The 22,410-nt window shown below is 61.9% G+C and carries 16 protein-coding genes; 7 read left to right on the top strand and 9 right to left on the bottom strand.

Going from position 1 to position 22,410, the window contains the following annotated elements; all coding sequences use genetic code 11:
- Positions 1–6: 6 nt before the first annotated feature.
- From QU606_RS27465 to QU606_RS27435, 7 genes are all read right to left on the bottom strand, one after another.
- Positions 7–2,715 (bottom strand): nitrate reductase, encoded by a 2,709-nt coding sequence (locus tag QU606_RS27465; RefSeq protein WP_304997844.1) that lies wholly within the window; start codon positions 2,713–2,715, stop codon positions 7–9.
- A complete protein-coding gene (gene nirD, locus QU606_RS27460; protein ID WP_024076870.1) occupies positions 2,715–3,032 on the bottom strand; it encodes a nitrite reductase small subunit NirD in 318 nt (105 codons plus the stop codon). Before nirD ends, QU606_RS27465 begins: the two co-directional genes overlap by 1 nt.
- Positions 3,029–5,482 carry a nitrite reductase large subunit NirB gene (nirB, locus tag QU606_RS27455; RefSeq protein ID WP_024076869.1) on the bottom strand — a complete coding sequence of 818 codons (2,454 nt, stop codon included), beginning with the start codon at positions 5,480–5,482 and terminating at the stop codon, positions 3,029–3,031. The genes nirD and nirB overlap by 4 nt, the downstream gene beginning before the upstream one ends.
- A gap of 298 nt (positions 5,483–5,780) precedes the next feature.
- The gene (locus QU606_RS27450) at positions 5,781–7,448 is read right to left on the bottom strand and encodes a bifunctional protein-serine/threonine kinase/phosphatase (protein ID WP_024076868.1); all 1,668 of its coding nucleotides are present in this window, start codon (positions 7,446–7,448) and stop codon (positions 5,781–5,783) included.
- Positions 7,448–8,659, bottom strand: a complete 1,212-nt coding sequence (locus QU606_RS27445; protein ID WP_041160996.1) for a NarK/NasA family nitrate transporter — start codon at positions 8,657–8,659, stop codon at positions 7,448–7,450. The genes QU606_RS27450 and QU606_RS27445 overlap by 1 nt, the downstream gene beginning before the upstream one ends.
- Before the next feature lie 210 nt (positions 8,660–8,869).
- The gene (locus QU606_RS27440) at positions 8,870–9,445 is read right to left on the bottom strand and encodes an ANTAR domain-containing response regulator (protein WP_024076866.1); all 576 of its coding nucleotides are present in this window, start codon (positions 9,443–9,445) and stop codon (positions 8,870–8,872) included.
- Between the two features lie 13 nt (positions 9,446–9,458).
- Positions 9,459–10,685: a CmpA/NrtA family ABC transporter substrate-binding protein gene (locus QU606_RS27435; RefSeq protein ID WP_304997843.1), complete on the bottom strand. Its 1,227-nt coding sequence runs from the start codon at positions 10,683–10,685 to the stop codon at positions 9,459–9,461.
- Positions 10,686–10,932: 247 nt separating this feature from the next.
- On the opposite strand from QU606_RS27435, the gene sctC reads away from it, so the two are divergent.
- The 4 genes from sctC (at position 10,933) to QU606_RS27415 (ending at position 14,630) form a co-directional block, all read left to right on the top strand.
- Complete coding sequence (gene sctC, locus QU606_RS27430) at positions 10,933–12,492, top strand: type III secretion system outer membrane ring subunit SctC (RefSeq protein ID WP_370531081.1); 1,560 nt, start codon at positions 10,933–10,935, stop codon at positions 12,490–12,492.
- Between the two features lie 167 nt (positions 12,493–12,659).
- The gene (locus QU606_RS27425; protein ID WP_024076863.1) at positions 12,660–13,064 is read left to right on the top strand and encodes a winged helix-turn-helix domain-containing protein; all 405 of its coding nucleotides are present in this window, start codon (positions 12,660–12,662) and stop codon (positions 13,062–13,064) included.
- Positions 13,057–13,518: a transglycosylase SLT domain-containing protein gene (locus QU606_RS27420; protein ID WP_024076862.1), complete on the top strand. Its 462-nt coding sequence runs from the start codon at positions 13,057–13,059 to the stop codon at positions 13,516–13,518. Before QU606_RS27425 ends, QU606_RS27420 begins: the two co-directional genes overlap by 8 nt.
- A gap of 86 nt (positions 13,519–13,604) precedes the next feature.
- Positions 13,605–14,630, top strand: a complete 1,026-nt coding sequence (locus QU606_RS27415; RefSeq protein WP_069076766.1) for a quinone-dependent dihydroorotate dehydrogenase — start codon at positions 13,605–13,607, stop codon at positions 14,628–14,630.
- A gap of 122 nt (positions 14,631–14,752) precedes the next feature.
- Here QU606_RS27415 and rmf read toward each other — a convergent pair whose 3' ends face one another.
- Complete coding sequence (gene rmf, locus QU606_RS27410; RefSeq protein WP_002553055.1) at positions 14,753–14,968, bottom strand: ribosome modulation factor; 216 nt, start codon at positions 14,966–14,968, stop codon at positions 14,753–14,755.
- Positions 14,969–15,499: 531 nt separating this feature from the next.
- Here rmf and rlmKL point away from each other — a divergent pair.
- Both rlmKL and QU606_RS27400 read left to right on the top strand, forming a co-directional pair.
- Positions 15,500–17,770, top strand: coding sequence for a bifunctional 23S rRNA (guanine(2069)-N(7))-methyltransferase RlmK/23S rRNA (guanine(2445)-N(2))-methyltransferase RlmL (gene rlmKL / locus QU606_RS27405; RefSeq protein WP_024076860.1), 2,271 nt, complete (start codon positions 15,500–15,502; stop codon positions 17,768–17,770).
- Positions 17,771–17,911: 141 nt separating this feature from the next.
- On the top strand, positions 17,912–20,296 hold the full coding sequence (locus QU606_RS27400) for a diguanylate cyclase (RefSeq protein ID WP_304997842.1): 2,385 nt from the start codon (positions 17,912–17,914) through the stop codon (positions 20,294–20,296).
- Between the two features lie 64 nt (positions 20,297–20,360).
- On the opposite strand, the gene dacB is transcribed toward QU606_RS27400, so the two are convergent.
- On the bottom strand, positions 20,361–21,821 hold the full coding sequence (gene dacB / locus QU606_RS27395; protein WP_024076858.1) for a D-alanyl-D-alanine carboxypeptidase/D-alanyl-D-alanine-endopeptidase: 1,461 nt from the start codon (positions 21,819–21,821) through the stop codon (positions 20,361–20,363).
- Positions 21,822–22,057: 236 nt separating this feature from the next.
- Here dacB and QU606_RS27390 point away from each other — a divergent pair, with 236 nt between their 5' ends.
- Complete coding sequence (locus QU606_RS27390) at positions 22,058–22,402, top strand: YggL family protein (RefSeq protein WP_003193255.1); 345 nt, start codon at positions 22,058–22,060, stop codon at positions 22,400–22,402.
- Positions 22,403–22,410 lie beyond the last annotated feature (8 nt).

Here is a 22,410-nt window from a genome sequence, read left to right as displayed (position 1 = left end):
TTGCCCTCACACACTGATTGCGATTGGCTGCGGGTTGCTGGCCAATAGACGTTTGATTTCCGGTACACAGGAACCACATTGCGTGCCGCAGCCCAGTTCCTGTTTGAGCCCCTCCAGGGCCAGGCCCCGGGCAATGCCGGCACACACCGCGTTTTCGCTGACGTTCTTGCAGTTGCACAGGATCTTGCTGCTCGCCGCCGCGCCGCCGGGTGCTGCGCTTAAGGGCGCCAACAGCCAGCGCCGCAACTGATCGTCGGTGCGACCTTCCAGCCACAGGCTTTGCAGCCAGTGGCGGGCCAGGGTTTCACCCGCCAGGCGCACCGCCGTAATACGGCCTTTCTCGATTTTTACCCGCTTGCCGATGGAGCGACGCGGGTCGTCGTAGGCCATCACCGGCCCGTCATGCAGGCCCAGCAGTTGGTCGATACGGGTCAACAGTTGCAGGTCGGGTGCCTCAGTATGTGCCGCGCGTACCAGCAACGCTGGCCGCTCACGACCGGCCAGGCTCAGGCTGACGTAGGCAAAGCCCTCGCACAGTGGGCGCAAGGCCTCGAAGTGTTGCTGAACATCGCCTTCGATCAGTGCAAATAACTGCCACGGCAGTTGCACGGCTTCCAGGCGTACGCCGCTGTGCTTGAGTTCCGGCTGTTTGGATAACGGATCGAATGCTGGCTGGGTGAGGCCATTGACGCCGCCCTTGAGAAAACGATCGCCCCAGTGCATGGGCAGGAAGGCTTGGCCGGGACGCACACTGTCATCGCTGCTGACCGCGACGATCAGGTGGCCACGACGGCTTTTCAGGTTGACCAGGTCACCGTCCTTGAAACGATGCCGGCGCAGTTCGTCCGGGTGCAGGCTGAGCCGCGCCTCACTGACGTGACCGAACAATTGCGCGGCGGTGCCGGTGCGGCTCATGCCATGCCATTGGTCGCGCAGGCGTCCGGTGATCAGGGTCAGGGGGAAGCGTGCGTCACGCTGCTCCTTGGCTGCTCGATAGGGATCGGCGATAAAGTGTGCGCGGCCATTGTCGGTCGGGAAGAGCCCATCGGTGTACAGGCGCGGTGTTCCAGCCTGGGCGCCCAGGGGAAATGGCCACTGCTGCGGGCCGATCTGGTCGAGCAGGGCATGGCTGATACCCGACAGGTCCAAGTCACGGTCGCGGGTCAGCAGCTTGTACTCGTCAAAGAGCTGCGCCGGTTGCTCGAACGCGAACAGGCTGTTCAAGCCAGGGCGCAGGCGACGCTCCAGACGCTGTGCGAAATCCACGGTAATCGCCCAGTCCGCACGAGCTTCACCCGGAGGGGCAATGGCCTGGCGCACATGGGAAATACGCCGTTCGGAATTGGTCACCGTGCCTTCTTTTTCGCCCCAACTGGCGGCGGGTAACAGCAGGTCGGCATAGGCGGCGGTTTCGGTGGTACGAAACGCCTCCTGCAACACTACAAACGGGCAGGATGCCAGGGCCTCGCGCACGTTGTTCTGGTCTGGCAGCGATTGCGCAGGGTTGGTACAGGCAATCCACAGGGCCTTGATCTTGCCCGCCTGCACCTGTTCAAACAGTTCGATGGCAGTGAGGCCAGGGGTAGCCGGTAATTGCTCCACGCCCCAATACGCGGCCACTTCAGCCCGATGCTCGGGGTTGGCGGCCTCCCGATGCCCGGGCAGCAGGTTGGACAAGCTGCCCGTCTCGCGGCCGCCCATGGCGTTTGGCTGGCCGGTCAACGAGAACGGCCCGCAACCTGGGCGGCCGAGGGTTCCGGTCGCCAGGTGCAGATTGATCAGCGCGCTGTTTTTCGCACTGCCGGCGGTGGACTGGTTGAGCCCCATGCACCACAGCGATAAAAAGCTGCTGGAGGTGCCTACCCATTCGGCACACAGGCGTAATTGCTCGACGCTGATGCCGCACAACTGCGTGACCATCTGTGGCGTGTAGTCGTGCACCAGGCGTTTGAGTGCGGCCAGGCCGTCGGTGTGGGCCTGGATAAAATCACGGTCGATCCAGTCTTCCCACAGCAGCAGGTGCAAAATCCCGTGGAAGAGCGCCACGTCCGTGCCCGGCAGGATCGCCAGGTGCAGGTCAGCCAAATCACAGGTATCTGTGCGACGCGGGTCGATCACCACGACTTTCATCTGCGGCCGCCGTGCCTTGGCCTCTTCCAGGCGTCGGAACAGTACCGGGTGGGCGTAGGCCATATTGCTGCCGACGATCATCACGCAGTCGCTGCATTCGAGATCTTCATAGCTGCATGGCGGCGCATCGGCGCCCAGGCTGCGCTTGTAGCCGACCACCGCCGAGGACATGCACAGCCGCGAGTTGCTATCGATATTGTTGGTGCCGACCAGGGCCCGGGCCAGCTTGTTGAAGCTGTAGTAATCCTCGGTCAGTAACTGCCCGGAGATGTAGAAGGCCACGCTGTCGGGCCCGTGTTCGGTGATGGTCTCGGCGAATACGTTGGCCGCATGTTCCAGGGCGGTGTCCCAACTGGCGCGGGTGCGGGCCAGGCCCTTGCCCAGGCGCAACTCCGGGTACAAGGCGCGGGCGCTGAGGTCGCCGGTCAAATGCAGGCTGGCGCCTTTACTGCACAGCTTGCCGAAGTTGGCCGGGTGGTTGGGGTCGCCTTGCACGCCGAGGATCTGTTCGCCGTCATGCTCGATCAGCACGCCGCACCCCACCCCGCAGTAACAGCAGGTGGACGCGGTGGTCTGGCGGTTCATCAACCGGCGTCCCGCAGGGCCAGCATCACCCGGCCGTTTTCCACACGGGCGGGATGATGATGGGCGCAGCCGATATCCGGCGCCAGGGCTTCGCCGGACGCCAGGTCAATCTGCCAGTTGTGCAGCGGGCAGGCCACGCGTTTGCCGTAGATCAGGCCTTGGGACAGCGGGCCGCCCTTGTGCGGGCAGCGGTCGTCGAGGGCAAAGACTTCGTCGTCGCTGGTACGAAAAATCGCGATGTCGCCTTTGGGCCCATTGATGATGCGCGAGCCCAGGGTGTTGATCTCGTCGAGGGCACAGATATCCAACCAGTTCATGCCGGCACCTCCAGTTGTTTGACGGGGATGACCTCGAACTCCTTTTTCAGCAGCGGCTGTTCCAGGCGTTCTTTCCACGGGTCCTGTTCGAACGACAGGGAGAATTGCAGGCGTTCGTTGAGGGCTTTGCGCCGGGCCGGGTCTTCCAGTACGGCTTTCTTGATATGGTCCATGCCCACCCGTTGCAGGTAGTGCACGGTGCGTTCCAGGTAAAAGGCCTCTTCGCGGTACAGCTGCAGGAACGCGCCGTTGTATTCGCGCACTTCCTCGGCGGTCTTGAGCTTGACGAAGAACTCGGCGACTTCGGTCTTGATCCCGCCGTTGCCACCGATATACATCTCCCAGCCGGAGTCCACACCGATAATGCCGACGTCCTTGATACCGGCTTCCGAGCAATTGCGTGGGCAACCGGACACCGCCAGCTTCACCTTATGCGGCGACCACATGTTGAACAGGTCATGCTCCAGTTCGATTCCCAGCTGTGTGGAGTTCTGCGTGCCGAAGCGGCAGAACTCGCTGCCGACGCAGGTCTTCACAGTGCGGATGGATTTGCCGTAGGCGTGGCCGGACGGCATGTCGAGGTCCTTCCACACGCCGGGCAAGTCCTGCTTCTTGATGCCCAGCAGGTCGATGCGCTGGCCGCCGGTGACCTTGACCATCGGCACGTTGTACTTGTCGGCCACGTCGGCGATGCGCCGCAGTTCCGAAGGATTGGTCACACCGCCCCACATCCGTGGGACGACGGAGTAGGTGCCGTCTTTCTGAATATTGGCGTGGGCCCGTTCGTTGATCAGGCGCGATTGCGGATCGTCCTTGGCTTCACCCGGCCAGGTGGAAATCAGGTAGTAGTTCAGCGCCGGGCGGCAGGTGGCGCAGCCGTTCGGGGTGCGCCAGTTCAGGTAGCCCATGGTGCCGGCGATGGTCAGCAAGTGCTGTTCGCGGATGGCCTGGCGGATTTGCCCGTGGTTGAGGTCGCTGCAACCGCAGATGGCTTTTTCGCTCTTGGGTTTGACATCGGCGGCACCGCCCACGGTGTTGATCAGGATCTGTTCCACCAACCCGGCGCAGGAACCGCAGGAGCTGGCGGCCTTGGTGTGTTTTTTCACCTCGTCGACGCTGAACAGCCCGTGTTCCTGGATAGCCTTGACGATGGTGCCCTTGCACACGCCATTGCAGCCGCAGACTTCGGCGTTGTCGGCCATGCTCATGGCTTTGTCCTGGCCTTGATGGCCGACGTCACCCAGGGCGTTTTCGCCGAACATCAGGTGGTCGCGGATCTCGCCAATTGCGTGGTTCTCACGGATTTGTCGGAAATACCAACCGCCGTCGGCGGTGTCGCCGTACAGGCAGGCGCCGACGAGGATGTCGTCCTTGATCACCAGCTTCTTGTAAACGCCGCCAATCGGATCGGAGAGGGTGATGGTCTCGGTGCCTTCGCCGCCCATGAAGTCGCCAGCGGAGAACAGGTCGATGCCGGTGACCTTCAGCTTGGTCGAAGTCACCGAGCCCTTGTAGGTGGCAAAGCCCAGTTGGGCCAGATGGTTGGCACACACCTTGGCCTGCTCGAACAGTGGCGCTACCAGGCCATAGGCAATCCCGCGATGGCTGGCGCATTCGCCGATCGCGTAGATGCGTGGGTCGTAGGTTTGCATCGTGTCGTTGACCAGAATCCCACGGTTGCAGGGGATGCCGGATTTTTCCGCGAGTTCGGTATTGGGCCGGATGCCGGCGGCCATCACCACCAGGTCGGCGGGGATGATGTCGCCATTCTTGAATTGCACCGAGCCGACCCGGCCATTGCCGGCGTCGTGCAGGGCCTGGGTCTGTTCGCACAGGCGAAATACCAGGCCACGGCTTTCCAATTCGGTTTGCAGCAGTTGGCCGCTGGTCTTGTCCAACTGGCGTTCCAGCAGCCATTCGCCGAGGTGCACCACGGTCACGTGCATGCCGCGCAGCATCAGGCCGTTGGCGGCTTCCAGGCCGAGCAGGCCGCCGCCGATCACCACGGCGTGCTTGTGGGTCTTGGCGGTCTCGATCATCGCCTGGGTGTCGGCGATGTCGCGGTAGCCGATCACACCCTGCAGGGTGTTGCCCGGAATGGGCAGGATAAACGGTGTGGAACCGGTGGCGATCAGCAGGCGATCGTACTCGGCCTCGGTCCCGTCTTCGGCAATGACCTTGCGTTTGACCCGGTCGATTTGCACCACTTTGCGGTTGAGCAGCAGCTTGACGTGGTTGTCCAGGTACCAGTCGAGGTCGTTGAGTACGATCTCTTCGAAGGTTTGCTCACCGGCCAGCACCGGCGAGAGCAGGATGCGGTTGTAGTTGGTGTGGGGCTCGGCGCCGAACACGGTGATGTCGTACAGCTCGTTGCTCAGCTTGAGCAGTTCTTCCAGGGTGCGGACCCCGGCCATGCCGTTGCCGATCATCACTAATTTGAGTTTTTTCATATCGTTCTCCGCATGGGTTCGACCCATCACGCGCAAACAAAAAAAGGCGTCCCCGCTAGTTACCTAGCGAGGACGCCTTTGTCCTGGTCCCGTTCTCTCGGGAAGCTCGACCCTTCGACGTTGAAGGTGCGGCTATATGTTGGGTGTTGGGAAAGCTAATGCAGTGGTTGTGCCAAGTTGCATGACCCTCGCATTTATTGGCTCAATCGCTCTTCATTCCCTGTTTTTTCGCACCATTTGAACGCGCGCTGCCCACATCTGGCGCATGGTCAGGCTGTAGGCGCAAGCACGCTCGTTCCTACAGGTACAGCGTGTAGAGCAGCACCAGGTTGATCAGCAGTGAGACCAGCGCCAGGGTCCGCCAGACCTTCAGGGGTTCGCGCTCCAGCAGCGGGCGTGGTCGCACGCTGAGTTCGTGGCGGTCGGCCTGTTCCAGCACCAGCAACCATTCTTCGGCGGTTTCGTAGCGCTGGGTGGGATCGGCGGCCACGGCCCGTTCCAGGCTGTGGGGCAGCCAGTCCGGCAAATCGGGACGATAGCGACTGGCGCTGACCGGCAAGTTGAACCTTGGCCGTTGGAAGGCTTCGATTTCGCCGTAGGGATAATGCCCGGTCAGCAGGTAATACAGGCTGACGCCAACACTGTACAAATCTTGTTGCGCCGTAGGACGTTCGCCATTAAATGCCTCGGGTGCAATAAAGCTCGGGGTACCGGGCAGCAGGTGGGCGCGGTCTTCGGACAGGCCCGGACAGTAGGCCAGGCCGAAATCCAGCACACGCAACTCGGCGTCGTCGCCCAGCAGCAGGTTTTCCGGCTTGATGTCGCGGTGCAGGATTTGTCGGCGGTGCAGCAGGCCCACCGCGCGCAACAACCGTTCAGCGATGGACTGCCATTGCGCCAAGGGTAATGGGCCTTGGTGCTGGAACAGTTCGGCGAGGGTTTGCCCTGGGTATTCACGCATCACGTAGTACAAATGCTGACGCCCGCTGGCGGGGTGGACTTCAGGAAACGCGCGCCCGGCCACTCGGCGTAGAAACCACTCCTCCGAGAGCAGGGCTTGGCCGGCGTCGCTGTCGTCGTCGCGGCTCAGGGGCAGGGTCTTGAGCAGCCAGGGTTGCTGCTGGGCATCGCGGACCCGGTACAGTAAGGACTGACGGCTCTGCGCCAGCACGCATTCCACCTGCCAGCCTTCAAAGTGTTGGCCAACCTTGAGCGGCGGCGGCAGTGGCCATTGCTGCAACTGCACCAGGGCGTCGCCGAGGGTGGCTGCGCCCCGTTGATCGATGCGCACCAGCAGGGCGCTGGCATTGTCCTGGCTACCCGCCAGGTGTGCGGCGTTGACCAGGGTGGTCACCGCGAGGTCGAGGTCGGTCTGCTCGCGCAGGATCGCACGGATGCTGTGGTCGCCTAGGGTGGCCCATACGCCATCGCTGAGCAGCAGGAAACATTCGCCCTCACGCAGTTCGCCATCGAGGAAGTCCAGCACCAGGTGTTGATCCAGGCCGAGGGCGCGCTTGAGCACGTGCTGCATGCCCGGTTGTTCCCACACGTGGTCCGCGCTGATGCGCAGCAGTTCATCGTCCAGCCAGCGATATACCCGGCAATCGCCGACATGCGCCAGCGTAAAGCGCTGGCCGCGAAACACCAGGGCGCTGAGAGTGGTCAGCAGCGGCTGGCCGCCGCCATTGGCTTGCAGCCAGCGATTCTGTGCGAGCAATAAACGTTCGAGTGCCTGGGCCACGCCCCAGGTTTGCGGCGTGGCGTAGTAGTCCAGGGCCAGGGCCTGCAAGGTCGAGCGCGCGGCCAGGCCACCGTCGGCGCACTGGCTGACACCGTCGGCCAGCGCGCACAGGTAGCCCTTGCTCGCGGCCAGTTCCGCCACGGGGGTGACCACGCGCAGGGCATCCTGGTTTTCGGCGCGGGGGCCGATGGCGCTGGCCTGGGCGACGCTCAGTTGCAGGCTCATCAGACGCGTGCGGCGGTCACGGCGGCCGAACCCCAGGTGGTTCTCCAACGCCGCTTGACGCCGTGCAGGCCGAACCAGGCCAGCACGCCCAGGCTGGCGAACAACCACAAGGCCAGTTGATAGCTGCCGGTGCTCTGCTTGATGGCGCCCATGCCCGCCGCCAGCGCGAAGCCGCCGATACCGCCGGCCATGCCGATCAGGCCGGTCATCACGCCAATTTCACGCCGGAAGCGCTGGGGCACCAGTTGGAACACTGCGCCATTGCCGGCACCCAGGCCGAGCATGGTGCAGACGAACAAGGCCAGTGCCGCGTAGGAGCTGGGCAGGTTGAAACCCACTGCCGCGATGCAGATTGCCGCCACGCTGTACATGCCCAGCAGGGTGCGAATCCCGCCGAAACGGTCTGCCAGCGCGCCGCCCAGCGGGCGCATCAGGCTGCCGCCAAACACGCAGGCGGCGGTGTAGTAACCGGCGGTCACCGGGCTCAGGCCGTACTGGTCGTTGAAGTAGCCGGGCAGGGCGCTGGCCAGGCCGATAAAGCCGCCGAAGGTCACGCTGTAGAAGAACATGAACCACCAACTGTCGCGGTCACCCAGGGCCTTGAAGTAGTCACTCATGGACTTGGCTTTCGGGCGTTCAGGCGCATTGCGCGCGAGCCAGGCGAAGACGATCAGGGTCAGGATCAACGGGATCAGGGCGAAGCCGAACACATTGCTCCAGCCAAACGCGGCGGCCAGTACCGGTGCCAGCAGGGCTGCAAACACGGTACCGGAGTTGCCGGCTCCCGCGATGCCCATCGCTTTGCCCTGGTGTTCGGCCGGATACCACTGGGAGGCCAAGGGCAGGGCGACGGCAAAGGACGCACCGGCCATACCGAGGAACAGCCCCAGCAGCAACGCTTGTTCGTAGCTGTGGATTCCCACTTTCCAGGCGATGAACAACGCCGCGATCACAATCACCTGGCCAATCAGCCCGGCGGTCTTGGGCGACAGCTTGTCGGCCAGCATACCCATCAGAAAGCGCAGCACCGCGCCTGCCAGGATCGGCGTCGCGACTACCAGGCCGCGCTGTTGGGTGGTCAGGTGCAGGTCGGCGGCAATCTGCACCGCCAGGGGGCCCAGCAGGTACCAGACCATGAAGCTCAGGTCGAAATACAGGAACGCGGCAAACAGGGTCGGGGTGTGCCCGGATTTCCAGAAGCTTGATTTCATCACGCACCTCAACGGTTGGGAGTCTTGTAAGAAGGCCTGGTGATGGAACAGCCGGCTAAGGCCGCCCCACCGGCCCCATGCACTGGGGCCAAAACGAAAAAACGCCGCCACCGGGTTCGCGAGGGCAAACCGGATGTGCGACGTCTTTGTCGTGGAGGGGCAACCGCCGTTGGTTACCTGTGAAGATTCTTTAGCAAGAGCTGAGCCAGGTCAGCCGAGCAGCTCGCTCATGGCGATGATCTGCTCCGCCACCTGGATCAGTTTCTGCTGGCGGCTCATGGCCTGGCGGCGCATCAGGGTGTAGGCCTCTTCCTCGTTGCAGGCCTTCATTTTCATCAGCAGGCCCTTGGCCAGTTCGATGCGCTTGCGCTCGGCCAACTGCTGGTCGCGGGCGTGCAACTGGGCGCGCAGGGCCTGGTCGCTTTCGAAGCGTGCCATGGCCACGTCGAGGATGGGCTGCAGGCGCTGGGCCTGGATGCCTTCAACGATGTACGCACTGACGCCGGATTTGATCGCCTGGCGCATCACACTGGGGTCGTGCTCGTCGGTAAACATGACGATGGGCCGGGGTTGGTCGCGGCTGACCAGCACCACTTGCTCCATGACATCACGGCCGGGTGACTCGGTATCGATCAGGATCACATCCGGACGCACCGTTTCGACGCGCGCGGGCAGGTCGATGGTCAGGCCGGACTCGTCGATCACCTCGAAACCGGCCTCTATCAGTGCCGCCTTGAGGCGCCCGACCTTGCGCGGGGTGTCGTTGATCAACAGGATTCGCAACATATCAGTCCTCCTGTCAGCGCAGGGCTTGGCGGCTGGCGTGGTCGGCCATGGCATGCAGGCGGAAGCTGCGGGCATAGGCGACGGGGTCGGCGCCGTCCCAGATCTTGCCGTCGATCAATTGGCTGCTGCGCATGTCCTGGTCCCTGGCAGGCAACCCAAGTGCCGCGGCGGCCTGGCGATAAAGCGCCAGTTGCTGCACCTGCCGCGCCACGCCGAGGTAGTCCGGGTCTTCGCGCAACAGGCCCCAGCGACGAAATTGGGTCATGAACCACATGCCGTCGGACAGATACGGCAGGTTCACTGCTCCATCGGCAAAGAACCGCAGCGCATGGGGGTCTTGCCACTGGTTACCGAGGCCATCGTCGTAGTGACCCAGCAGGCGCGGCTCGATGCAGTCGAGCGGGGCGTCGAGGTACTCGCGGGCGCTGAGCAACTGAGCGGTGGAGCGACGGTTCTCGGTGCTTTGCTCGATAAAACGACTGGCTTCAAGGATCGCCATGACCAGCACGCGGGCGGTATTGGGGTATTGGTCGACAAAGGCTTGGGTGCAGCCGAGGACTTTTTCCGGATGATTGGGCCAGATTGCCTGGCTGGTCGCCAGGGTGAAGCCTTGGTTTTGCTTGACTGCGCTGGCGCTCCAGGGTTCGCCGACACAGAAGCCGTCGATACGCCCGGCCTGCAGGTGCGCGACCATTTGCGGTGGCGGTACCACCACGCTCTCCACATCCTGCAACGGGTGAATGCCTTGGCTCGCCAGCCAGTAATACAGCCACATCGCATGGGTACCGGTGGGAAAGGTCTGGGCGAAGGTCAACGGTGTTCGGCTTTGGTGCACGTGGCGATCCAGTGCCTCAGGAGTGACCACGCCTTGCTGTTGCAGGCCGTGGGACAGGTTGATGCTCTGGCCATTCTGGTTCAGCCCCATCAGCACCGCCATGTCGGTCGGGGCGGTGCCGCCAATGCCCAGGTGCACGGCATAGATCAGGCCATACAGGCCGTGGGCAGCGTCCAGTTCGCCGCTGACCAGTTTGTCGCGCAGGCTGGCCCATGACGACTGACGCTTGAGGTTCAGCGTCAAACCATAGGGTTGGGCGAACCCCTGGGTCGCCGCAACCACCAGCGAGGCGCAGTCGGTCAAGGCCATGAAGCCCAGGTCGAGGCTGCTCTTTTCCGGGGCGTCACTGCCGCTGACCCAGGCCAGTGGGTCTTTTGTCGGGCTGCTGCCTACCGAATCGTTCATCAGTGCCTACCTTCTCGTTCAAAAAAAACGTCGTCCCTTCAGATGGCGGTGTAGGCCATTGCAGGTAACGACGTCTTTGTCCGTAAGCCCGCTCCGTCGTTGGCGCGTGCTCTGATGCAGAGTGCAAAGCAAGGCACATGCCACGGGGCGACAGGCGCCGTTCGCCGTCAACTTTTCATCAAGATTGAAACCCGGCCGGCTTTCAGTATGGCTGACTCTTTACGCCAGACCGCCCAGGAATCCCACGGTGTACGCTGACTTATCCGCAACCACGACCGTTCATTGGCCTTGCCGCTGGCTGCTATGCGCTGTACTGATGCTGGGCTGCGCGTCTGCGTGGGGGGAGACCTACCAGGCACAGGATGAAAGCCTGCACACGTTTTTTACCGCGTTGTCAGTGCCCTTCGGCCTGCCTATCGTCGTCAGCCGGGAGGCCGCCCGCCGACGCATCAGCGGCACCTACGACTTCGGCAACGCGCGGCAGGTCCTGGAGGCGGTTGCCCGGCAATACGGCCTGATCTGGCACAGCGATGGCCAGGTGCTGCACCTCTACGACGCGGGCGAGGCGAAAAGTTCGGCAGTGGCGCTGCGGCATATTTCCGTTGAAAAGTTGACTGGGCTCATGCGCCGCTCGGGCCTGGATGATTCGCGTCACCCCCTGCGACAGAGCGGGGAGCGGATGTTCTATGTGACCGGGCCGTCGAACTATGTGGACCAGGTGTTGCGGCTCGCGCAAACGCTGGACCGGCCGCAGGCTGATTTGCGCGTGGGCACCCACACATTCGGTGTGGTGCAGGTGTTCAACACCCACGTGGCTGACCGTCGGTACGCCATGGGCGATGACCATGTGAATGTGCCGGGGGTGGCGTCGATGATCGAGACCCTGTTGGCCAACGAGCGCAGGCGTAACCCGCAACCAGCGAATGACATGCTGGCTGACAAGAGCCTTTCGGTATTTGCGTACCCGGATACCAACAGCCTGTTGATCAAGGGCACCCCTGCCCAGGTGCGTTTTATCGAACGACTCGTCGCGGAACTGGATATGCCCAAGCGGGCCATCGAGGTGTCGTTATGGCTGGTGGACGTGGACAGCGAGGAACTCAAGAAGATGGAGATGGGCTGGCCTGACGAGGCCAACCCTTCAGCCGCGGCGACGCGAGTGCTGGAGCCTTCGGAAGATAATCGCTTCATGGCGTTGGTCACTGCGCTGGAGCGTCGACGGCGGGCCAGGGTGGTGACACTGCCCGTGATATTGGCCCAGGAAAATGTTCCCGCCGTATTCCAGGACAACCAGACTTTTTACCTGCCACGACCTGGAGAAGACGGTGGCGACTGGCAGCCCGTTCGGTACGGCACCCAGGTCAGCGTGTTGCCGCGCTTCACCCATGGCAATGAAATCGAGATGCAGATCAACGCTGTCGATGGTCAGCAACTGGGCAAGGGAAGGAACCGTAAACAATCGCCTGTGGTGGGGAATGTGGGCATCAGCACGGTGATTCGGGTGCCTCAGGGCCGGCGCCTGTGGATAGGGGGCTTTCAGCGTGATGCCGAGTCCTTGGCGCGGGGCAAGGTGGCAAGCCGTGGAGGCGAGGTGCGCTTATTCGTGGTCCAGGCTCGGGCGGTAGGTCATGAGCCGAGAACACTCAACGGCGCCGTGGGGCCGCCCCTCCTGACCCAGGCTCAATACGAGCGCGTGCAACGTGCGTTCGTTCGGCCTGTCGCAAAGCCCTTCAATGATCGTCAGCCCACAGGCGGATCGATCGAAGGGGAGCGGCATGAGGTTTATCTCGACAGTGATGCTCAGTGAGGGGTGATGAAGAAACGTCTTACGCATGGTCTCCCACAAAGCCTCGGATGTATGGGGTTTTTCCTAGCGTGGTTCGACCGCCAGATTTCTATAGTCATGTCTCTCGTGGTTTGGCCGGCACTGGCAATGAGGACCGTCAATGTCAGTAGTCGGATGCAGAGGTATGTATGACCGTCTTGAGTGAGCGAATGACGACGGCAACCCTGTTTTTTGCGCGCTGGACCCTTCACGGTGATGGCCGGTTGACCGGTGACGGCGTGGATATTCAATTGCCGCCCAAGGAATGGCACGTGCTGCGGCTGCTGCTGGTTTCCGGCGGCGAACTGATGACCAAGGATCGGCTTCTGGAGCTGGCATGGCCCCATGGGGAAGTTGCGGAGGAGTCGTTGACCCGTTGCATCTATTCCTTGCGTAAGCACCTCAGGGCGGACAAGGGCTTCATCAAGACGATCTATGGCAGGGGCTATCGTTTCACCTGTGCCGTGAGTATCGAGGAGCATGAGCCGCGCCGGGCCGGGCAGGGGCGCGCGGGCCGCATATGTTCGGCCTGCGGCCAGGTGAGTCATGGGTAAACCCTGGTACACCGGCCTGTTGCTGGCGGTGCTGGCGTGGAGCAATGAGGCACTGGCTTACTGCTGGGAAGAAGTGGCAGCCCGCTATGACATCGAAGCTGAATTGCTGCAGGCCATTGCAGCGGTGGAGTCGGGGTACCGCGCGCATGCGATGAATTACAGCAACAGCAATGGCACCCGCGATATCGGTTTGATGCAGATCAACAGTATTCATTTGCCGCGCCTGCTCAAGCAAGGCATTACCGAAGAGCGCCTGTTGAGTGAACCTTGCCTTTCGGTGGAGGTGGGTGCGTCCATTCTTGCGCAGTTCATCGAGCGCTTTGGCTACAACTGGACGGCCGTGGGTTCCTACAATGTGGGGGCGGGGATGGGGCCCGAGCGGGAAGCGTTGCGCATGCGCTATGCCGAAAAGATCTGGGCGCGCTATGAGGAGCTGGTGGCGTTGCGCAACTGACGATTGGGCGGCACGCCTCGCATGCAGCCCATCACCCCGGCTATAATCGCCGCCACCTTTCGCCGCCATCCGAGTCTAGCCCGCCCATGTATACCCTGGCCCGCCAGCTGTTGTTCAAACTCTCTCCGGAAACCTCCCACGATCTGTCCCTGGACCTGATCGGTGCGGGTGGCCGCCTGGGGCTCAATGGCCTGGTATGCAAGGCACCGGCGAAAATGCCGGTGTCGGTGATGGGGCTCGACTTTCCCAACCCGGTGGGGCTGGCTGCCGGCCTGGACAAGAACGGCGCGGCAATCGACGGTTTTGCGCAGTTGGGTTTCGGTTTTGTTGAAATCGGTACGGTGACCCCACGCCCACAACCGGGCAACCCCAAGCCACGGATTTTCCGCTTGCCGGAAGCCGAGGCGATCATCAACCGCATGGGGTTCAACAACCTGGGGGTTGATCATCTGTTGGCGCGGGTTCAGGCGGCGAAGTACAAGGGCATCCTTGGGATCAATATCGGCAAGAATTTCGACACGCCGGTCGAGCGTGCCGTGGATGACTATCTGATCTGCCTGGACAAGGTCTACGCCCACGCCAGTTATGTCACGGTCAACGTCAGCTCGCCCAACACCCCGGGCTTGCGCAGCCTGCAGTTCGGCGACTCCCTCAAGCAATTGCTCGAAGCCTTGCGCCAGCGCCAGGAAGACCTGGCGGTACGCCACGGCAAGCGTGTGCCCCTGGCGATCAAGATCGCTCCGGACATGAGTGATGAAGAGACCGTGCTGGTGGCCCAGGCCCTGGTGGAGTCGGGGATGGACGCGGTGATTGCCACCAATACCACCCTCAGCCGCGTGGGCGTCGAAGGCCTGGCCCATGGTGACGAGGCGGGCGGCCTGTCAGGCGCGCCGGTTCGGGACAAGAGCACGCACATCGTCAAGGTACTGGCAGCCGAGCTGGCGGGGCGTTTGCCGATCATCGCGGTGGGCGGTATCACCGAAGGCAAGCACGCAGCCGAAAAGATCGCCGCGGGCGCGAGCCTGGTGCAGTTGTATTCCGGCTTTATCTACAAGGGCCCGGCGTTGATTCGTCAGTCGGTGGATGCCATTGCAGCCTTGCCCAAGGCCTGAGAGGCGCGCAATAAAAAGGGCTCCTTAAGAGGAGCCCCTGGGCCGAAGCCCGCCGCCTGGATAAGGCGTGCGTGGTTAAGTCGTTACATATTCGTGGTGGTGTCGGAATTAAATGCCCTTGATTAGCCGACGGCGTGAAGTTCGTTGAGTCTGTGGATGCCCGCAGTGCCTGTCATACCGTCCCAGTTGTCGCCGCGTCCTTCTCGCCAGCCGTTGATCCAGGCTTGGCGTACCGACGGTAGAGTAAATGGGCAAAGCTCACGGGATTTGCCATGAACGCCATATTGATATCCGCGTAAAAATGCTCTTTCCAACGGATCACGCTTAAGTCTTCTCATAGGGTGTTTCCCTCACTTGTTGACTGTCTAGATATCCTTCGGCCTCGTCCGAGGCCGGGCAGAGTTTTTCTGCCGTTGGTGGGCTCGCTGCCGGCGTGGCGAGCCAAAGTGTCGACACCGTTACGGCGCCAACCTGTGTTGAGTTCTAACCAATAGGTCACATGGATTCAATGATCGTTTTGTCATAAGCACGTAACGATAACGATGCTATAGCCATAAGCTGGGCTGGCTTTTCGCCCCATTTATGGGGTAAAGCCAGCTATGATGTGCCCTGCGAAGAGGATTGGTTCAGTCCCTTAGTGAGAAAGACCGCCCGTTGCAGTCGGTTATTATTCGACGAAGGGTCGGAATATTTCTTTTTGTTTCATCAGATGATCTATCTGCCCCGTCAATCAAGGCCAAAAGGCCCGGCAGGCGGGGTGGGACGGCACATTCGTGCCACGCGGGCACTCTTCAAGAAAAGTGCCTGATTGAAAACCGAACCGGCGATGCGTTGCCCGTTCATTTATTGCTGAAAAGCCTGGATTGCCCATGTCGGACCGTTTTGAACTCTTCCTCACTTGCCCCAAGGGCCTCGAAGGCCTGCTGATCGAGGAAGCCGTCGGGCTTGGCCTTGAGGAAGCCCGCGAGCACACCTCGGCCGTGCGCGGCATGGCCGACATGGAAACCGCCTACCGCCTGTGCCTCTGGTCGCGCCTGGCCAACCGTGTATTGCTGGTGCTCAAGCGCTTCCCGATGAAGGACGCCGAAGACCTCTACCACGGCGTGCTGGATATCGAGTGGCAAGACCATATGGTCGCCGACGGCACCCTGGCCGTGGAATTCAGCGGGCATGGTTCAGGCATCGATAACACCCACTTCGGTGCGCTGAAGGTCAAGGATGCGATCGTCGACAAGTTGCGCACCCCAACCGGCGAACGTCCGTCCATCGACAAGATCAACCCGGACCTGCGCATCCACCTGCGGCTGGACCGTGGCGAAGCGATCCTGTCCCTGGACCTCTCCGGCCACAGCCTGCACCAGCGCGGTTACCGCCTGCAGCAGGGTGCTGCACCATTGAAGGAAAACCTGGCGGCCGCGATCCTGATCCGCGCCGGCTGGCCGCGCATTGCGGCTGAAGGCGGCGCGCTGACTGACCCGATGTGCGGTGTCGGTACCTTCCTGGTGGAAGGCGCGATGATCGCTGCCGACATGGCTCCCAACCTGAATCGCGAGCAGTGGGGCTTCACCGCCTGGCTCGGTCACGTGCCGGCGCTGTGGAAAAAGCTTCACACCGAAGCCAGCGAACGTGCCGCCATCGGCATGAACAAGCCACCGCTGTGGATTCGTGGCTATGAGGCGGACCCGCGCCTGATCCAGCCCGCGCGTAACAACGTCGAGCGTGCCGGTCTCAGCCACTGGATCAAGATCTATCAGGGCGAAGTTGGCACCTTCGAGCCGCGCCCGGACCAGAACCAGAAAGGCCTGGTGATCTGCAACCCACCCTACGGCGAACGCCTGGGTGACGAAGCCAGCCTGTTGTACCTCTACCAGAACCTCGGCGAGCGCCTGCGCCAGGCGTGCATGGGTTGGGAAGCCGCGGTGTTCACCGGTGCTCCGGACCTGGGCAAGCGCATGGGTATCCGCAGCCACAAGCAATATGCGTTCTGGAACGGCGCCTTGCCGTGCAAACTGTTGCTGATCAAGGTCAACCCGGACCAGTTCGTCACCGGCGAACGCCGTACCCCGGAACAGCGCCAGGCCGAACGTGAGCAAGCGGCTTATGACCAGGCCCCGACTGAGCCGCAAGAGCGCCAGTACAACAAGAACGGCAACCCGATCAAACCTGCGCCCGCGCCGGCCCCTGTGGTTGAGCAGGCGCGCTTGAGCGAAGGTGGGCAGATGTTTGCCAACCGCCTGCAAAAGAACCTCAAGCAACTGGGCAAGTGGGCCAAGCGTGAAGGTGTGGACTGCTACCGTGTGTACGATGCCGACATGCCGGAATACTCCATGGCCATCGACCTGTACCACGATTGGGTGCATGTGCAGGAATACGTTGCGCCGAAGTCCATCGACCCGGAGAAAGCCTCGGCGCGCATGTTCGATGCCCTGGCGGCCATTCCCCAGGCGTTGAACATCGACAAGAGCCGCGTGGTGGTCAAGCGTCGCGAGCGCCAGAGCGGCACCAAGCAGTACGAACGCCAGAGCGCCCAGGGCAAGTTCACCGAAGTCAGCGAAGGCGGCGTGAAGTTGCTGGTCAACCTGACCGATTACCTCGACACCGGGCTGTTCCTCGACCATCGCCCGATGCGCATGCGCATCCAGAAAGAGGCGGCCGGCAAGCGCTTCCTCAACCTGTATTGCTACACCGCCACGGCGAGTGTGCATGCGGCCAAGGGCGGTGCGCGCAGCACCACCAGCGTCGACCTGTCCAAGACCTACCTGGACTGGGCACGTCGCAACCTTTCGCTCAACGGTTTTTCCGATAAGAACCGCCTGGAGCAGGGTGATGTGATGGCGTGGCTGGAAGCCAGCCGCGATGAGTTCGACCTGATCTTCATCGACCCGCCGACCTTCTCCAACTCCAAGCGCATGGAAGGTATCTTCGACGTGCAGCGTGACCACGTGCAGTTGCTCGACCTGGCCATGGCCCGCCTGGCACCGGGCGGCGTGCTGTATTTCTCGAACAACTTCCGCAAGTTCCAACTGGAGGACAACCTCAGCGCACGCTATGCGGTGGAGGAAATCAGCGACAAGACCATCGACCCGGATTTTGCTCGCAATGCCAAGATCCACCGGGCCTGGAAAATCACCGCGCGTTGATTGTCCGGCTCATGAGCCGCAAGCCTGGATTTTTCCGGGCTTGCGGCTTTTTTTGCGCTGGTCAAACCCTGGACCGATGGCTATAACTAAAACCTAGCCAAAGTGACACCCCCCCGCACGCTGGCGTTGTGAGTGTTGCCTATGTCGTTGCAAGCCGTTCGCCCGAAAATCCTAGGCTTTATCAGTGAGCAGGCGTCGGCTTGGCTGGTGGCGTTGGTGGTATTACTGGCGGGTTGTACGTTGACAACCATCGTCGCCTGGGCGGCGTCCGACCTCGACCAACAACAGGAGCGCCAGCGTTTCCAGTTGCTGGTCAACGAGCGATTCAGCCGCCTGCAAGAGCGTTTCGAGGACCAGGAGCAGCGCCTGGGAAGCCTGCGGCGTTTCTTCGTCAACTCCGATGAAGTGTCCCGCGAAGAATTCGAGGGTTTCGCCCAGCCCTTGCTGCAGCGCGCCCGCGCCTATGCGTGGGCACCACGGGTGTCGCGTGATCAGCGCAAGCTGTTTGAGCAGCAGGTGTCTCGCCAGCGCGGTACGCCCTTCAACATTCGCGAGCTGAATGCAAACGGCGAACTGGCACCCGCCGCCGAGCGTGATGAATACGTACCGGTGCTGTACAGCCAGACCCTGAGCCTGCTCGTCTCGCCCCTGGGCTTTGACCTGCTGGCCCAACCCCTGCGCCGCTCGGCCCTTGAGCGTGCGCAAAAGAGCGGCAAGCTGGCGGTGTCGCAACCCATGCAATTGGTGGGTGTGGAACCCGCCTACGCCACCGGGGTGTTGTTGGTGGCGCCGGTCACGGCCCATGGAGCGACTGAGCCCCACGGCTTTGTAATGGCTGTGATCAGCATGCGCCAACTGGTGGCCGAGGGCCTGCCCAGACCCGACCGCGATAACCTGGCGATGCAGATTGTCGACACATCCGACCTGCAACAGCGGCTGTTGTACGAGTCCGGTAGCGCACGGGTCGACAGCGACCTCAGCGCCGTGCGCCGCCTGACCCTGGGCGACCATGTCTACGCGCTTAGCTTGCGCCCCAGCGAGATGTTCGAGCAGGCCAATCACTCATCATTGGCGTTGATCCTGGCCATGGGCGGGCTGCTTAGCCTGTTACTCAGCGCCTTGCTCTACGTCCTTGTCAGCCAGCGCCAACGTGCGTTGAAACTGGTGCAACAACGCACCATGCAGTTACGCGCCCGTGAACAGGAATTGCGCGGCGCCCACGGCCAGTTGCGCAGCGTATTGAATGCCGCCACCCAGGTGGCGATCATTGCCACTGATCTGCGTGGGGTGATCAATACATTTAACGCTGGCGCCGAGCAGATGCTTGGCTTCAAGGCCGAGCAGGTGTTGGGGCGCTCGACGCTTGAAAGCCTGCATGTGCCCGCAGAACTGGAAGCGCGGGCCACCAGTTTGAGCGTGGCGCTGGGCAAACGGATCCCGCCGAGCCAGGCGATGCTGGTGGAAAGCCCGGACAGCCAGCATGAGGCCAGTGAATGGACCTTGGTTCGCGAGAACGGCAGCCAGCTGACGGTCAACATGCTCGGCACGGTGTTGCTGGATGACCACGGTTTATGGGTGGGATACCTGGCGATCTACCTGGATGTGACTGAGCAAAAGCGCGCTTACGAGGCATTGGCGGCGCGGGATCGCTTGCTGAAAAAACTCAGCGCCCATGTGCCTGGCGGGATTTTCCAGTTCACCCTGGAGCCCCAGGATAACTGGCGCTTTATCTACGCCAGCGATGGCATGCGCGATATTTATGAAATCGAGACCGGGATGTTGCAGCAGGATGCGAAGAAAGTCTTCGAGCGCATTCATCCCCTGGATGTGGAGCGGGTACGCGCGTCGATTCGTTTGTCGGCGCTGCAATTGAGCCATTGGCGCGAAGAGTACCGCGTGCAATTGCCACAACGAGGCCTGCGCTGGATTCGAGGCGAAGCCACACCGGAAGAACTGCCGGCAGGCGGTACGTTGTGGCACGGTTATGTGTCGGATATCACCGACCTCAAGCGCGTGGAAGAAGAGCTGCGTACGTTGTCCATCACCGACTCCCTGACCGGCATCCATAACCGTCGGTATTTCCAGGATCGCCTCAAGACCGAGATGCTCCGCCTCAACCGCACGGCCGGAGCGCTGTCGGTGATCATGCTGGATATCGATCACTTCAAGCGAATCAACGACCTGCATGGGCACGGGGTCGGCGACGGCGTGTTGCAGGAGCTGTGCAAACGCATTGGCCAGCGTCTGCGCCGTACGGATGTGTTCTGCCGCCTGGGTGGCGAGGAGTTCATGGTGCTGTGCCCCAACACTGATGGCGAGCAGGCCTACCGCCTGGCGATGGAGTTATGGCAGTCGTTGCGCAGTGCGCCAATGGAACCGGTGGGCATCGTGACTGCCAGCTTCGGGGTGGCGAGCTGGCGGGTGGATGAAGGCGTTGACGGTTTGCTGTTGCGCGCTGACTCGGCGGTGTATGTGGCCAAGCAGGCGGGCAGGGACCGAGTGGCCGCAGAGGAAGTACAGGCTTGAGGACCGACGCCGGAGCACCCGTGGGAGGGCACGAGCCTCTCCCACAGGAGGACGGCGGTGTGGCCTAGAGAACGGGCGCTGCCGCCGCCAGTTTCGGCTGGCGATACAGGTCCAGCAGCACCTGGTCCAGTACCGACGACGCACCCCATGGCTTCGTATCGTTGAGGATCGCCACCACGGCCCAGGTATTGCCATTGTTATCGCGGCTGAACCCGGCGATCGCGCGCACGGTGTTCAGGGTTCCGGTCTTGACATGGGCTTCGCCGCGCATCGCCGTGGTCTTCAGGCGTTTGCGCATGGTGCCGTCGGTGCCGGCAATCGGCAGCGAGCTGATGTATTCCGCCGCGTAAGGGCTTCTCCAGGCCGCTTGCAGCATCTCAGCCATCTCACGGGCGCTGACCCGTTCGGCACGGGACAGGCCCGAACCGTTCTCCATCACCAGGTGCGGCGAGGTGATGCCTTTCTTTGCCAGCCACTGGCGTACCACTCGCTGGGCAGCCTTGGCGTCGTCGCCGTCCGCGTCGTTGCGGAACTGCGCGCCCAGGCTCAGGAACAGCTGCTGGGCCATGGTGTTGTTACTGTATTTGTTGATGTCGCGGATGATTTCCGCCAGGTCTGGTGAAAACGCACGGGCCAGCACCTTGGCATCCTTGGGCACCGGCGCCTGGATATCGCGGCCCTGGATCGTGCCGCCCAGCTCCTGCCAGATTGCCCGAACGGCACCCGCGGTGTAGGTCGCGTGGTCCAGCAACGACAAATAGGTTTGTGAGCTGCAACCTTCAGCCAGTTGGCCGCTGACGGTGACGGTGACACTGCCGTCCGCGGCGGTGACCGGGTTGTAGCGCACATCGCCGGTGCATTGCTTGGCGTTGGAGACCTTGACCTGGTTATCGATACGAATGCTGGCGATCGGCGGCTCGACCGATACGAGCACCCGCCCCGAATCGTTGCGCGTCACGAAGCGCAGGGCCTTGAGGTTGACCAGCAGAGCGTCGGGCTTGACCAGGAAGGGCTTGTTTTCGTCGTTGCCGTCGTCATTGAACTCCGGCAGTTGCGGCTGGGTAAAGAAGCTGCGGTCCAGCACCAGGTCGCCGGTGACTTGTTGCACGCCATTGGCGCGCAGGTCACGCATCAACAGCCAGAGCTTTTCCATGTTCAGCTTGGGGTCGCCGCCGCCCTTGAGGTAGAGGTTGCCGTGCAAGACGCCGCCACTGAGGGTGCCGTCGGTGTAGAACTCGGTCTTCCACTGGTGGTTGGGCCCGAGCATTTCCAGGGCCGCATAGGTGGTGACCAGCTTCATGGTCGAGGCCGGGTTCACCGAGACGTCGGCATTGAATACGGTGGGGGTACCGGGGCCGTTCAGGGGAATCATCACCAGTGACAGCGCGGTGTTTTGCAGCTTGGCTTTCTGAAGGGCCTGCGCGACGCTGGGCGGCAGGGTGTTGTTGATCGGCGCGGCGGTAATGGAAAAACTCAGTGGCAGGAGAAAACCGGCAAGCAGTAATGGACGCAAAGATTTGATCATAAGGAATAAGACCCTGCTGCTGACGAGGGGGAAAAGGCGAGGGGTATGTAAGAAAATCCCTCATTGGTCATGAAAGTGTCGGCATTATGCCCCAAGGTGGAGCCCGTTGTAGCTGAACGATAGCTGCTAATCGGCGTTTTTTTTGCGTGTGGCTGGCCGCCTGTACCAGAGAGTCGGGCAATCGCCACCTTAAACTGCTAAAGTGCCGCCCGTTATTACTTATGAGGATTGTTCCAATGGCGACTAACCGTTCCCAGCGTCTGCGCAAAAAACTGTGCGTTGATGAATTTCAAGAGCTGGGTTTCGAACTGAACCTGGACTTCAACGAAGGCCTGAGTGAAGAAGCTATCGACGCTTTCCTCGAAGCATTCATCAAAGAAGCCATGGAAGCCAACGGCCTGGGTTATGTTGGCGGCGACGACTACGGTCTGGTTTGCCTGCAGAAGCGTGGCTCGGTCTCCGAAGAGCAGCGTGCTGCTGTTGAAGCCTGGCTGAAAACCCGCTCCGAGCTGACCAAGGCTGAAGTCAGCCCGCTGCTGGACGTGTGGTATCCGGAAAAGCCGATCAACGCGGCTAAGTGATACTGAAA

It is taken from the genome of Pseudomonas sp. OVF7, from assembly GCF_030644265.1.
Lineage (GTDB): Bacteria > Pseudomonadota > Gammaproteobacteria > Pseudomonadales > Pseudomonadaceae > Aquipseudomonas > Aquipseudomonas gorinensis.
Note: the sequence above shows the minus strand (reverse complement) of the source record. Positions and strands in the feature narration are given on the sequence as shown.

Excerpts from the sequence above, each read along its gene's own strand:
- QU606_RS27420 (WP_024076862.1), top strand. The coding sequence starts at position 13,057 with ATGGGTAAACCCTGGTACACCGGCCTGTTGCTGGCGGTGCTGGCGTGG.
- QU606_RS27400 (WP_304997842.1), top strand. The coding sequence starts at position 17,912 with ATGTCGTTGCAAGCCGTTCGCCCGAAAATCCTAGGCTTTATCAGTGAG.
- QU606_RS27450 (WP_024076868.1), bottom strand. The coding sequence starts at position 7,448 with ATGAGCCTGCAACTGAGCGTCGCCCAGGCCAGCGCCATCGGCCCCCGC.
- QU606_RS27435 (WP_304997843.1), bottom strand. The coding sequence starts at position 10,685 with ATGAACGATTCGGTAGGCAGCAGCCCGACAAAAGACCCACTGGCCTGG.
- QU606_RS27465 (WP_304997844.1), bottom strand. The coding sequence starts at position 2,715 with ATGAACCGCCAGACCACCGCGTCCACCTGCTGTTACTGCGGGGTGGGG.
- QU606_RS27390 (WP_003193255.1), top strand. The coding sequence starts at position 22,058 with ATGGCGACTAACCGTTCCCAGCGTCTGCGCAAAAAACTGTGCGTTGAT.
- nirD (WP_024076870.1), bottom strand. The coding sequence starts at position 3,032 with ATGAACTGGTTGGATATCTGTGCCCTCGACGAGATCAACACCCTGGGC.
- QU606_RS27445 (WP_041160996.1), bottom strand. The coding sequence starts at position 8,659 with ATGAAATCAAGCTTCTGGAAATCCGGGCACACCCCGACCCTGTTTGCC.
- QU606_RS27425 (WP_024076863.1), top strand. The coding sequence starts at position 12,660 with ATGACCGTCTTGAGTGAGCGAATGACGACGGCAACCCTGTTTTTTGCG.
- dacB (WP_024076858.1), bottom strand. The coding sequence starts at position 21,821 with ATGATCAAATCTTTGCGTCCATTACTGCTTGCCGGTTTTCTCCTGCCA.
- rmf (WP_002553055.1), bottom strand. The coding sequence starts at position 14,968 with ATGAGAAGACTTAAGCGTGATCCGTTGGAAAGAGCATTTTTACGCGGA.
- nirB (WP_024076869.1), bottom strand. The coding sequence starts at position 5,482 with ATGAAAAAACTCAAATTAGTGATGATCGGCAACGGCATGGCCGGGGTC.
- QU606_RS27415 (WP_069076766.1), top strand. The coding sequence starts at position 13,605 with ATGTATACCCTGGCCCGCCAGCTGTTGTTCAAACTCTCTCCGGAAACC.
- QU606_RS27440 (WP_024076866.1), bottom strand. The coding sequence starts at position 9,445 with ATGTTGCGAATCCTGTTGATCAACGACACCCCGCGCAAGGTCGGGCGC.
- rlmKL (WP_024076860.1), top strand. The coding sequence starts at position 15,500 with ATGTCGGACCGTTTTGAACTCTTCCTCACTTGCCCCAAGGGCCTCGAA.